The following is a 14,249-nucleotide window of genomic DNA, read 5'->3' as shown; positions in this document are numbered from 1 at the left end:
TAAAATGTTACATGATTTTAGATTTACGATTTACGATTTTAAATCGTACCTCGTACCTCCAGGCGGGTTCAGGTTTGCAACCCAATGTCATTAAGTTAAGGATTATTTGACCAAGACAACCCCCTTTATCCCCCTTTTCTAAGGGGGACTTTTATGGCAGGTAGCTTAACTTAATGACATTGGTTTGCAACCTGAACCTATGAGTTTATGCGTATAATGAGGTCATGTACTGCGGTAAAAACCCTGTTTGTCATCTGGGATTTATTTGGCATTTTTCTGCTAATATAAGGTGGGATTGGAAGCATAAAACGTTTGGTTCAGGTTACAAACCTGAACCCGCGGAAATTTTAAATCGTACTTCGTAAATCGTCCTTCGTCCCACATACCCAGACATACCCAGACCGAGACGGTCTGGCTACCTTCGTCTATCGTCCCTCGTCCTTCGTAGTAGCCCGGTTCCCTTATTTTCTTTCTTTCCCGAAAGGGTCGCTCTTCATTGAAAGTGAAATCCGCTTTCTTCCAATATCCACCTCGATTACTGTCACCATTACTTTTTGATGAACGCTGACAACGTCCGCAGGGTTTTTAACATATTTATCCGCCATGTTGCTGATGTGCACCAGCCCGTCCTGATGAACCCCTATATCCACAAATGCCCCAAAATTGGTAATATTGGTGACAATCCCAGGCAATGTCATCCCTGTTTCCAGATCTTCTACTGCGTTAATGTCATCCTGAAAAGAAAAGGCTTCGAACTTTTCCCTGGGGTCGCGTCCGGGTTTATCCAATTCACTGAGAATATCATTGAGCGTTGGCAGTCCTGTTTCTTCAGTCACGTATTTCTTAAGGTCGATTTTGCTGCGAAACGCAGGGTTTTTCATGAGATCTTCTACGCCGCAATTTAAATGTTCCGCCATTTTTTCAACAATATAATAACTTTCAGGATGCACTGCGCTGGCGTCCAGAAGATTTTCGCCGTTCCTTATCCTCAGGAACCCTGCCGCCTGTTCAAACGCCTTATCACCAAGCCTCGGCACTTCAACCAGTTCCTTCCTGCTACGGAAGGGCCCGTGTTCGTTTCTGTATTCAACGATCTTTTTTGCCAGTTGCTGTCCGAGTCCGGAAACATATGAAAGCAATTCACTGCTTGCCGTATTCAGTTCCACACCCACAGAATTCACGCAGCTCATTACCACATCATCGAGTGACTGCCGGAGAGCCGTTTGGTCAACATCGTGCTGATACTGTCCCACACCAATGGATTTGGGGTCTATTTTTACCAATTCTGACAAGGGGTCAGACAGCCTTCTGCCAATAGATACTGCACCGCGAACGGTTATATCATAATCAGGGAATTCCTCCCTGGCAATATCGCTGGCAGAATATATGGACGCCCCGCTTTCATTTACCATCACGGTAATAATACTGCCGGGCAAGTCCATGCCTTTTACAAAACGTTCCGTTTCTCTACCCGCCGTGCCGTTTCCTATCGCGATTGCTTCAATCGCAAATTTTTTGCAAAGGATTTGCAGCGCTGAAGCCGATTCAGCAATCTTCTTTTGCGGCTCATGCGGAAAAATTGTTTCATTATGGAGCAGCTTACCCTGTCTATCCAGACATACCACCTTGCATCCGGTGCGGAAACCGGGGTCTATGGCGAGAATGTTTTTCTGTCCCAGCGGGGATGCCAGTAATAATTGTCTGAGATTTTTCGCAAACACCTGTATCGCCTCTTCGTCTGCTTCCTTCTTGGCGTTCAACCGTATCTCTGTTTCCATGCTGAGGCTCAGCAACCTTTTGTACGCATCCATAAGGGCTAGTTCCACCTGTGCCGATATCTCGTTTTCCGAAACAAGGTATTTTCGTTTTAAAAGATCGATTGCCATCTCTTGCGGGGGCGCTATGCTCAGCAAGAGAAACTGCTCTTTTTCTCCCCTGCGCATGGCAAGCATCCTGTGTGAAGGAACGGTAGCGACAGGCTCCTTCCACTCAAAATAATCCTTATATTTTTGCGCATCCTCTTCCTTTCCTTTTATCACTTCTGAGGTAAGAATACCTTCCTTAAGAAACAGTTCCCTCATTGCCTTCCGCGTATCCGCATCCTCATTGACCCATTCGGCAATGATGTCTCTGGCTCCCTGCAATGCTTCTTCTTCTGTAGTTACCCCCTTCTCCGCATCAATATAACGGGCAGCTTCGGTATGCACATCAAACTCTTTCTGTTCAAAAATCAGTTTCGCGAATGGTTCCAGCCCTTTTTCCCTTGCGGCAGTTGCCCTCGTTTTCCTCTTCGGCTTGTAAGGCAGATAAATATCCTCAAGCGCCGTTAGGGTTTCTGCTTCTTTCACCGCCTTTTCTAATTCAGGGGTAAGTTTTTCCTGCTTTGTCAATGAATTTAAAATAGTTTCTCTTCGTTTATCCAGTTCACGCAATTGGGTTATCCTGTCTCTTATTGCCAATATCGCCACCTCATCCAGGCTACCGGTCATTTCTTTCCGATACCTCGCAATAAAAGGCACCGTATTTCCCTCATCCAAAAGGGCTATTACTGTGCTTACCTGCTTTGCAGAAAGAGAAAGTTCCTGCGCCGTTTTGTTGCTGTTTGTATCCAAATCCATTGTTTCTTCCTTAGATAGTATGGTATAAATATAAAATTTCTTAACGAATAATTATACTTATACATCCTCTTAAATACATCATGAAATGAAAAAAACAATGGATAACATAAACGAAAACGAAGGGAAAAATATACTTGTTGTTGATGACGACACTACTGTCCTTGATTTTTTATCTGCCCTTATCAAAGAATATGGATACAATGCAGTCATTTGTCCCAGGCCGGAAGAGGCAATGGCAATGATAAATACGAACAACATTAATACCGTTCTTACGGATATAAAAATGCCGCGCATATCGGGTATACAACTTCTCAAAGAATTCCGGAGATTTGATCCCGAAATACCGGTAATTCTAATCACTGCATACGCAGATATAAATTATGTTGTTTCCTCTTTAAAAGAAGGGGCGTTTGATTTCATCTTTAAACCATTTAACCCGGAAATCCTGATGAATAGTTTGGAGAAGGCCGTTGAATTTCATAGACTCAGGCAAATAGAAAAAAACTATACGAAATCGTTAGAGGAGACCCTTAAAAAAAGAACACAGGAAATTACGCAAAAGAATATTGCCCTTGGTGAAATCCTCGGACGACTCGAAATCGAGAAAAAACAGATGCAAGACAATATAATCGCCAATGTGGAAACTTTACTGCTGCCGGTAATACAAAAACTCAAAATAGATGGAGATTCGCAAAAGTATCTTGATTTATTAAAAAAAAATATAGAGGAATTAACCTCTCCATTCGGCTTAAACCTGACGAAGAAAAAATATAAACTCAGCCCAAGAGAAATTGAAATTTGCAATATGATAAAAAGCGGACTCACAAGCAAAGAAATCTCCAAACTGCTGAATATATCCCTTCGCACTATTGAAAAACATCGGGATAACATTCGAAATAAACTTGGCATAACAAAAAATGACGCCAACCTGTCTTCCTTTCTTAAAGTGTTTTAAAAAAAAACCACATACATCTAACACGTATTATTGATACGTATTAGATACGTAATCTATACGTATTGCCATATCTCTTATTACCTTGTAAAGTAGTCACATAGTCGAATCGTCAAATAGTTAAATAGTTGAATGGATGATTCTTTGAATCGTTTCAACCACATTGTAGAGACGCACGGCCGTGCGTCTCTACTGTTACCAATTTCCATTGTTTTTTATATCTTAATGCAGAAAGGTGAGGAGAATATTAATGAAGATGTCCGTGACGGCAAAAATAATCGTGTTGTTTGTATTGGCGGGTGTAATACCCTTAATTGCTATTGGCGTACTAAGTTATATTACATCGAGCAAGGCATTGCGGGTACAGGCGTTTAACCAGTTAGAGGGAGTCCGCGAAATCAAGAAGGCGCAGATACAGCAAGTCTTCCTGGATCGGGAAAACGATATGGGAGTGCTTGTAGACACGGTTAATACCCTCCGTGAAGAAGCAATAAATAAATTGATTGCAGTGCGGGAAATAAAGAAGACGCAAATCGAGACATACTTCAGAGACCGGCTTACCCTTATGGATGATGTGCAGATGAACCTTCGCTTTACAGGGGGCATCGGACTCTTTGCAGAGGCGTTCAAGGTGGGTATTGAAAGCCCACAGTATCAGGAACTGAGCAAAACCAGGGAAAAAGGGTTTTCCATATTTATGGAAAACTTTGGTTTCTACGACGTATTTCTCATTGACCCCGAAGGAAACGTGGTATATACCGTTTGCAAGGAATCCGACCTTGGGGCGAATTTAATAAACGGTCCGCTGAGCAACTCAGGGCTGGCAAGGGTATTTCAGAAGTCAAAAAACCAAAAAGCTATAGAAGATTTCTCATGGTATGAACCGTCAAAAGAGCCCGCCGCCTTTATTGCCGCGCCGCTCAAAGACGCAAACGGAAACTATGTTGGATGCGCGGCATTTCAGATATCCCTGAAAGATGTTAATAAAATCATGCAGGAACGCAATGGATTAGGCAAAACAGGAGAAACCTATCTGGTAGGGCCTGGAAAGCGTATGCGTTCCGATTCGTTCCTTGACCCTGAGGGCCATTCGGTAAAGGCGTCTTTTGCAGGTACGATAGAAAAAAACGGTGTGGATACTGTAGCGGCAAATGCTGCCCTTTCCGGCAAGACAGGAGCCGAGGTAATAAAAGATTATAACTGCAATCCCGTTCTTTCCGCCTATACACCTGTAAAGGTGGGAGATTTAACGTGGGCGCTGATTGCGGAGATAGACGTGGCGGAGGCGTTTTGTCCGGTGGATAATGACGGCAAATACTTTTTTGCCAAATATATAGAAAAATACGGGTATTATGACCTCTTCCTTATGAACCCGGACGGATATGTTTATTATACGGTATGCAAAGAACCTGACTACCAGACCAACATGGTTAACGGGAAATACAGCAGTTCCAATCTGGGGAAAATTACACGCAAAACGCTGGAGACAAAGCAGTTTTGCCTTGCCGACTTTGAGCCGTACGCACCGAGCAACGGTGAGCCTGCCGCCTTCATTGCCCAGCCAGTAGTAAACAACGGAAATGTGGAGACAATCGTTGCGCTCCAGTTATCGCTTGACTCGATAAATGCGGTCATGAAACAGAGGGAAGGCATGGGTGAAACGGGAGAGACGTACCTTGTGGGCGCTGATAAGCTTATGAGATCGGATTCTTACCTTGACCCTGCAAACCATTCGGTAAAGGCGTCTTTTGCAAATCCTTCAAAGGGAAAGGTGGATACCGAGGCGAGCAGGGACGCACTGTCGGGGAACACCGGTTCTAAAATCATAATCGACTACAACGGGAACCCTGTACTTTCTTCATACACGCCGTTAAAGGTGGGAGACGTCAACTGGGCGCTTCTTGCGGAGATAGACAAGGCGGAGGCGTTTGCAGCGGTAAACAGGTTAGGCATGTGGATGATCATCATCGGCGCATTGTCGGGTGGGTTTGTGGCTGGCCTTGGATACCTTGTAGTCAAATTAACGAACAGGATATCGAACCTCTTCAAAAACCTTCTTACGGATTTGACGGGAAATGCGAACCAGTTGGCGTCTGCGTCCGAGCAGATATCCGCATCCAGCCAGAGCCTTTCCGAAGCTACTTCAGAGCAGGCGGCGTCCATAGAGGAGACGTCATCGACGATGGAAGAGATGTCGTCAATGACGAAGCAGAATGCGGACAATGCAAAGGAGGCGGCAGCCCTTGCGAAGCAGTGCAATGATTCTGTAGAGAAAGGGAATCGTGCGGTAGTAGGCACGGTAGAGAACGGAAACAGCGCCGTAATACAGATGGCAGGGGCGATGAATGAGATATCTGACAGCAGCGGAAAGATAGCGGACATTATAAAGATCATAGAGGGTATAGCGTTCCAGACGAACCTGCTGGCGTTAAATGCGGCGGTAGAGGCGGCAAGGGCAGGGGAACATGGAAGAGGGTTTGCGGTGGTAGCCGAAGAGGTGAGGAATCTGGCTCAAAAAAGTTCTACTGCGGCGAAGGATATAACGACATTGATAACGGACAGTGTGAAGAAGGCGGAGACGGGCAAGGAGCTGGTGGACAAGACGAAGGGGGTATTGTCGAGTGCAGTGCAGCAGGTGAAGGATGTATTTTCCGGGGTAGTGGAACAGGTGCAGAGGGTGGTGCAGTTGGTGAACGAGATATCGGTTGCATCGGAGGAGCAGGCAAACGGGATAGACCAGATAGGGAAGACGGTGCAGCAGATGGATCAGGTGACGCAGCAGAATGCGGCGAATGCGGAGCAGACCGCTGCGGCTAGCGAGGAGTTAACGGCGCAGGCGCAGGCATTGAATGATTTGGTGGATAAGGTGGCGAGAGAAGTGAATACAGGTGGCGGTGAAACCGGAGAGGAAAGAAGGGCCGTTTCCGGACAGCCGTCAGGAAAAAGGCAAGCAATACCTGCAGAGAGGACAGCGGCAGCGGGAAAGAAAAAACCCGCGTTGAGAGGAGATGGCAGTAAAATGGCGCAGGCAAAGACAGCGCCAAGGGATATAATTCCTATGGAGGACGGGGATTTTAGCGATTTTTAAGATTGGTTTCAGGGGTTTAGAAGGTTTCTTCTAGTTCCTACGCTTGCGTGGGAACTAGGGGGAAGTGTTACAAAATGTTCAATATTCAACATTTTTCTTACTGCGTAACTTGTGTTGCACGGTTTTGAAGATTAATCACGGCGGGTTCAGGTTACAAACCTGAACCCGCGAATATTTGTAGGGACACGCCATGGCGTGTCCCTACTGTAGTAAAAATCTTTTTAGTTGCGGCTACGCCGCACTATTTAGTATATATATCGCATGACAAACAGTCCCCCAAAAATAAAAATTCCTTGCCGCTTTCGCAAAAAGCGTTTCTGGGTATCCTCGCTGTACTCCTTCCGGTAATCGTCACATTCATCCTGGTTTACAATCATAACAGGGTATATTTAAAAAACCGTGTTCTCGATACCCTAACCATTATTGCAGAGGCATATGAGGGGCATGTCTATCAGTTTCTGGAGCAGTCTAAACGCCGTGCCCAGGACTTTGCCAGCGATGGGTTTATAAGGACACAGCTTCTCAGGAAAATTCGCGGAGAGACTTCATCAAAAGACGTCCTGAGTAAACACCTGATCAAAAACAAGATCGTCCTCGATAAGACCATTAATACCATACATGTCCTCTCCATAGAAGGAAAGGTTGTCGCTTCCACAAACAGCACTGAAATAGGAATGGATTATTCCGGCGAACCTTTTTTTGTGAATGGAAAAGACGCCATTATCGTAGGAGAAACATACGTCCTGCATACGGACCTCCCAGAGATTGTCATCTCTGCCCCTGTCTATACGAAAGATACACACAAGGTAATCGGGGTAATTGCAAACTTTGTACAGATTTCAGAGCTTGATCACCTTTTATCCGGAGAATATCACCGCGAGATGGGAGCAATTTCATGGGGAAAGGGGAAGGGTTCCTGGAAAACAATGGAGATTTATCTGGTCAACCGCAACAAACTCATGATTACAAAATCCCTGTTTATAAAAGATGCGACTCTGAAACAGGCAGTCAATACACCGCCCGTCAGGTTAGCTATGGATTCAGGCAGGGAGATGTCCGGATTCTACAAGGATTACCGTGGCGTAGAGGTAGTAGGTGCCTCGATGTTTATCCCCTCCCTGCAATGGGTGCTGCTGGTTGAAATTGACAAGAATGAGGTGCTAGCCCCTGTCAGAATAATCCTTTTGAGCGCCGGAGTTACCGGCGCTGTTGTTATTGGAATGATCATGCTCATCCTGATCCTTTTCCTGAAAAAGGTAGTAAAACCGCTCCGTACCATCTCACATGCCGCAACAGAGATTGCCCGTGGCAATCTTGACACGGCCATCCCGGTGAAAACGAACGATGAAATAGGCGTCCTTTGCGAATCGTTTAACGCCATGTCCCATGACATTAAAACAAGGACTTCCGAACTTATAAAGAGCAATGGAAGGCTTGCCGAGGCGCAGAGCATCGCACGGCTGGGAAACTGGGAATGGGATATAACAAACAATGATCTCTACTGGTCAGATGAAGTATATTGCATATTTGGCATGGTTAAGGGAGAATTTGCCGCATCCTATGAGGCGTTTTTGGAATGCGTACATCAGGATGACCTTGAGTATGTGAAAAAATCAGTTGAGAACGCCATTCACGGAAAGAAACCATACGAGATTGACCACCGGATACTCCTGAAAGACAATACCGTGCGTGTCGTTCATGAGAAGGCAACCGTTCTGTTTGATGATACGGGAAAAGCCGTCCGTATGGCAGGAACGGTTCAGGACATCACCGAATGGCGGCGCAGGGAGGAAGAAATAAATCTGCTGCAAGCGCTGATACTGGCAGTAGGCGAAGCAGAAAATCTGCACGATGCGCTCGTTATTACGCTGGAAAAGGTATGCAACGCCACAGGATGGATTTACGGCGAGGCATGGGTGCCTCATCCTGGCGACAAATATCTGGAGCGGGATCATACATATTACAGCAAGATAGATAGTCTGGAAAGATTCAGCAAATTAAGCGGAGAGTATCGCTTTTCTCCCGGGGTTGGGCTTCCCGGTCGCACATGGATAGAGAAGCAACCGGTCTGGATACGTGACGTCACCGTTGACCCAAATTATCCGCGTGCGCCGCTTGCAAAGGAGGCTGGACTAAAGGCAGGAGTTGCCTTCCCTATAATGACGGATAAAGATGTGGTAGCGGTTATTGTGTTTTATATGTCCGAACCGCGGGAAAGGGACGAATGGCTCATTGGACTCGTTTCATCCGCTACGGTTCAGCTTGGACAGGTCATCCAGCGTAAACAGGCGGAGGATGCGCTGCAAAAAAGCGAAGAACTGCTCCATTCCATTTTGGATAATACCACAGCGGTTGTGTATGTAAAAGACCTCCGGGGGCATTACGCCTTTATCAACAAGCGGTTTGAGGATTTATTTAATATAAGGAAGGATGAAATAAAGGGCAGGACTGATTATGACCTGTGGCCTGCGCAGATGGCTGATGTATTCAGGAAAAACGACCGGAAGGCAATTGAAGCCGGAAGGCCTTTGGAATTTGATGAGATTGTGCCGCACGATGATGGAGAACACACTTACATTTCAATAAAATTTCCTCTCTTCGATGCAAACGGCGCTATTTACGCCGTTTGTGGCGTCTCAACGGATATCAACGAACGTAAGCAGATGGAAGACCAGCTTCGGAAATTATCACGCGCTATTGAACAAAGTCCAGCGATAGTGATTATTACTGATACAAACGGCATTATCCAGTATGTCAATCCTAAATTCACACAATTAACCGGTTACACGCCGGAAGAAGTCATTGGGGAAACCCCTAAAATTCTAAAATCGGATATGACGCCACATGAACAATACAAGCAGTTGTGGGAGACTATTACCACCGGCAACGTATGGAGGGGAGAATTTGTCAACAGGAAAAAGAACGGAGATCTCTATTGGGAGATAGCATGCATCTCTCCAATAAAAAATGCAGAAGGCGTTATTACTAATTATGTTGGTGTGGCGGAGGATATTACCTTGGCCAGGCAAGAGGAGGAGGAAAAGGAGGAACTGAGGGAGCAGCTTTATCACGCACAAAAACTGGAGTCTATCGGACAGCTTGCGGGCGGCATTGCTCACGACTTTAACAATATCCTTACCGCTATAATCGGGTACGGCAATTTGCTGCAAATGAGTATGAAAGAAGACGACCCGCTGAATGACTATGCAAAAAAGATACTTATTTCTGCGGAAAAGGCAAGTTATTTAACCAGGGGTATCCTTGCATTCAGCAGAAAACAGATAAGTAATCCAAGACCCCTCAACCTGAATGAATTGATAAGAGCCACCGAAGGTTTCTTAAAGCGGCTTATCGGTGAAGACGTTGAATTAAAGACTTCAACTTCGGACAAGGATTGTATTGTAATGGCGGACAGTGGTCAGATAGAACAAATATTGATGAACCTCAGCACCAATGCGAGAGACGCAATGCCAGAGGGTGGGTCTGTAAAAATAAGCACGGATATTGTAGAACTGGATAGCGACTTTGTGCAGACGCATGGTTACGGCGAACCGGGAAGGTATGCCGTAATAACCTTTTCAGACACGGGGAAGGGGATGGATGAAGGAACGAGCAAAAAGATATTCGAGCCGTTCTTTACCACCAAAGAAGTGGGGAAAGGTACAGGACTGGGCCTTTCTATCGTTTACGGGATAGTAAAACAGCACAATGGCTTTATAAACGTATACAGCGAACCGGGCAAAGGCACAATATTCAGGATATACCTGCCCATGATTGTACAGGCGGCAGACAAGGCAAAACCGGAGAAGCATGTTCTGCCCGTGTTTGGCACGGAAACAATACTGGTGGCAGAGGACCAGATTGAGGTCAGACATCTTGTAAAAACAGCGCTTGAGGGGGCGGGATATAGGGTAATAACAGCGGAAAACGGAAACGACGCAATAAAGAAATTCATGGAAAACCGCGACAAAATACATATGCTCCTTTTTGACGTAATCATGCCGGGAAAGAACGGCAAGGAGGCATATGACGAGATAAGGGAGGTAGCGCCCGGGATAAAAGCGCTCTTTACGAGCGGATATCCTGAAGACGTAGTTAACCAGAAGATGATTATTAATGAACGATTGCATTTTATTACAAAACCCGTTTCGCTCGCAGAGCTTTTGAGGAAGGTGAGAGAGGTGCTGGATAATTAACGACAGTCGGCAGTACTCAGTCCTCAATCGGCAATCGGCAATCCTCAATCGACAGTCGGCAAATTGTAGACTGCTGACTGCTGACTGCTGACTGCTGACTGCTGACTGCTGACTGCCGATTGTAGATTGTAGATTGTAGACTGCCGACTGGAGACAGTGGACTGAACAATCATTTAATAATGAATAAGGGCATAAAATATGGCAACAGGTTTCAGAAACTTAACCGCATATAAAAAATCATTTGATCTTGCAATGGATATTTTTAAATCAAGTAAAACATTTCATATGGAAGAAAAATATGGGCTGATAAGTCAAATAAGAAATTGTTCACGCTCTGTTTGCGCTTGCATTGGGGAAGGTTATCGCAAGCGAAAATATCCGGCACATTTTGTAAGCAAGATGACTGACGCAGATATGGAAAATACCGAGACGCAGGTGTGGCTTGATTTCGCTCTTGCATGCGAGTATATTTCAAAAAATGTTTATGTTGACTTTATTTCCAGGTCGGAAGAAATTGGCCGACTGCTTAATCATATGATTGAAAACCCTGATAAGTACAAATAGTATGCTAACTGTTCAGTCGGCAATCCTCAGTCCTCAATCCTCAATCGGCAGTCTACAGTCGGCAGTCCACAATTTGCCGATTGCCGATTGCCGATTGCCGACTGGCGACTGGCGATTTAAAATAATAACTGTGGTATCTGAAATGCAAAAATCTAAAATACTTGTAGTTGATGATGACTATTACGTTCGTGAATCTGTTTCCCTGATCCTTGCCAGATATAATTATGACGTCACTGCCTGTGAAAATGCGAGAGACGCCCTGGAAAAATTTCAGGCGGATAATTTTAATGTGGTATTGACGGATTTCAGGATGCCTCAGATTTCCGGGATTGAGCTGATTGAAAAAATCCATGCGATAAATGAGGAAATACCAACGATCCTGATGACTGCATACGCAGAGCTGAATACGGCAATTGATGCGATAAAGAGAGGGGTTTTCGAATTTGTCATAAAACCGTACAAGCCGGAACATCTTCTCTCTGTGATTGAAAAAGCGGTGAGGCACAACCGTCTCATACAGATGGAAAAGACCTACAAAAGGACGCTTGAGGGCGAGGTGGCAAAAAAGACGCGCGAGCTGAGAGAAGCCTTAATGCAGGTGAAGCACATGAGCAAGGAAATAATACAACGTCTGTCGGCGGCGGCTGAATACAGGGATACGGAGACCGGCGCCCACATTTTAAGAATAGGGCTTTATTCCCAGAAGATTTCCCACGCTCTGAATATGCCTGCAAATTTTGTTGAAACAATAATCTTTGCAAGCCCCATGCATGATATTGGCAAGATAGGCATACCTGACAGTATTCTGTTAAAGGAAGGCATTCATTCGCCCGAAGAATTTAACCTTATGAAAACACATACGACTATAGGAGAAAAGATACTCTCCGGTTCATCCCATGAGGACATACATATGTCCGCGTCAATTGCCTTGTGTCATCATGAGAGATGGGACGGCACGGGCTACCCGCGCGGGTTGAAGGGGGAAGATATACCAATTGAAGGCAGGATAGTAATGCTTTGCGATCAGTATGATGCATTAAGAAGTAAGCGTCCGTATAAACCGGCTTTCAGTCATCAGAAGTCCGTTGAGATTATCACAAAGGGGGACGGCAGAACGATGCCCGAACACTTTGACCCAAAGATATTGAAGACATTTATTGATATCGCTCCGGGTTTTGAGGAAATATACGAAAAACAGGATGATTTAAGCATTTTCCAAATTGCGGAGAAAAATACCACTTAACAGTCTACAGTCTACAATCGGCAATCTGCAATCTGCCGATTGCCGACTGTAGATTCTATAGTTTCGGCTTTAACAGCGGAAACAAGATAACTTCTCTGATGGAAACGTTATTGGTGAGCAGCATAATAAGCCTGTCGATGCCTATCCCAAGACCGCCTGCCGGTGGCATTCCGTATTTAAGGGCGGTTAAAAAATCTTCATCAATCTTTCCGGTAATATCTGTTTCTGTGCCAATTTGTTCATGAAATCTTCTGTCCTGTTCTATCGAATCATTAAGTTCCGAATAGGAATTTGCCACTTCCATAGATGCGATGTACAATTCAAACCTTTGGGCAAAACGAGGGTCGTGCGCACACGTTTTTGTCAGAGGGCAGATTGAAGTGGGATAATCCAGCACAAAGGTGGGGTTTACCAGTGTTTTTTCAACCAGTTCCTCAAAAAGGGTATTGGCGATGTTGTCTCTGCTGATACCGTTTGTCTCTAAACCCAATTCCTTCGATTTCCTTATTAACCCTTCTTCATCGTCGTATGATATGCCGCTGTGTTCTTCCAGAAGTTCACAGAAAGTTGCGCGTCGCCACGGGGGCGTCATATTGACCGTTATTTCCCCGAATGGGAGTTCATATTTCCCCTGTATTTTCATTGCCAGCGAGGTGATCAGCCCTTCCGTCAATTCCATCATGCCGTTGTAATCACTGTATGCCTGGTATAATTCCATCATTGTGAATTCAGGGTTGTGGCGTGTGGAAATGCCTTCATTTCTGAAATTGCGGTTAATTTCATATACCCTTTCCATGCCGCCCACCAGCAGTCTTTTCAAATATAGTTCAGGTGCGATTCTTAAATACAAATCAATATCCAGGGTATTATGATGGGTGATAAAGGGCCTTGCCACCGCTCCGCCTGGTATTGGCTGCATCATGGGTGTTTCCACTTCCACAAAATCCCTCTCATTCAAAAATGCGCGTATGTAATTGATAATCTGTATGCGATTTAAAAATGTTTGCATAACATCCTGGTTTGTAAACAAATCAACATACCGCTGTCTGTGCCTGAGTTCAATATCTTTCAGCCCGTGCCATTTTTCAGGGGGGTTAAGCAGCGATTTCGACAACAGGGTAATATTGTCCGCAAAGATCGTTATTTCTCCCGTTCTCGTTTTGAAAAGTGTGCCTTCTACGCCTAAAATATCGCCAAGGTCGAGTAAATGGGAGATTTCGAATGCATCTTCTCCTACTTTATCGCGCTTTATATACACCTGTATTTTACCCGTCCGGTCACGTATGTCTAAAAATACTGTTTTCCCGTGCGGACGCATCGTCATGATGCGGCCGGCAGCCTTAGCCTTAATATCATCACGGTCAGGCGCGAAATCCTGAAGGATCGCTTGTATTGATTGTACATTGTCGTATCGTCCTCCAAACGGATCGACGCCTTTATCCCTCAATTTTTGCAGCTTTGTAAAACGTTCCTGTTCATATTTTTCCATTACTATTTACATCCTTTGGCAACAAATATTCATATTGAAATATCTTCATCAATCAACTCAATTTAAGAGCGCTGCACTGCGTTAATCTTTCTGTGTAGT

At 45.0% G+C, this 14,249-nt stretch carries 7 protein-coding genes; 5 read left to right on the top strand and 2 right to left on the bottom strand.

Features of this window, described 5'->3' with window-relative positions:
* Positions 1-461 precede the first annotated feature (461 nt).
* Complete coding sequence (locus tag ABJL82_RS03565) at positions 462-2,618, bottom strand: Tex family protein (protein ID WP_347273343.1); 2,157 nt, start codon at positions 2,616-2,618, stop codon at positions 462-464.
* Positions 2,619-2,715: 97 nt separating this feature from the next.
* Here ABJL82_RS03565 and ABJL82_RS03560 point away from each other — a divergent pair, with 97 nt between their 5' ends.
* The 5 genes from ABJL82_RS03560 to ABJL82_RS03540 all read left to right on the top strand — a co-directional run bounded on the left by ABJL82_RS03560 (position 2,716) and on the right by ABJL82_RS03540 (position 12,661).
* A complete protein-coding gene (locus ABJL82_RS03560; RefSeq protein WP_347273342.1) occupies positions 2,716-3,573 on the top strand; it encodes a DNA-binding response regulator in 858 nt (285 codons plus the stop codon).
* A gap of 247 nt (positions 3,574-3,820) precedes the next feature.
* The gene (locus tag ABJL82_RS03555; RefSeq protein ID WP_347273341.1) at positions 3,821-6,658 is read left to right on the top strand and encodes a methyl-accepting chemotaxis protein; all 2,838 of its coding nucleotides are present in this window, start codon (positions 3,821-3,823) and stop codon (positions 6,656-6,658) included.
* Between the two features lie 293 nt (positions 6,659-6,951).
* Entirely contained in the window at positions 6,952-10,854 is a 3,903-nt protein-coding gene (locus ABJL82_RS03550; RefSeq protein ID WP_347273340.1) for a PAS domain S-box protein, read from the top strand.
* Between the two features lie 198 nt (positions 10,855-11,052).
* On the top strand, positions 11,053-11,418 hold the full coding sequence (locus ABJL82_RS03545; RefSeq protein WP_347273339.1) for a four helix bundle protein: 366 nt from the start codon (positions 11,053-11,055) through the stop codon (positions 11,416-11,418).
* A gap of 73 nt (positions 11,419-11,491) precedes the next feature.
* Positions 11,492-12,661: an HD domain-containing phosphohydrolase gene (locus ABJL82_RS03540; protein ID WP_347273338.1), complete on the top strand. Its 1,170-nt coding sequence runs from the start codon at positions 11,492-11,494 to the stop codon at positions 12,659-12,661.
* Between the two features lie 55 nt (positions 12,662-12,716).
* On the opposite strand, the gene lysS is transcribed toward ABJL82_RS03540, so the two are convergent.
* Positions 12,717-14,150 carry a lysine--tRNA ligase gene (gene lysS, locus ABJL82_RS03535; protein ID WP_347273337.1) on the bottom strand — a complete coding sequence of 478 codons (1,434 nt, stop codon included), beginning with the start codon at positions 14,148-14,150 and terminating at the stop codon, positions 12,717-12,719.
* Between the last annotated feature and the right edge of the window lie 99 nt (positions 14,151-14,249).

Source organism: Candidatus Kuenenia sp. (assembly GCF_039794105.1).
GTDB lineage: Bacteria > Planctomycetota > Brocadiia > Brocadiales > Brocadiaceae > Kuenenia.
Note: the sequence above shows the minus strand (reverse complement) of the source record. Positions and strands in the feature narration are given on the sequence as shown.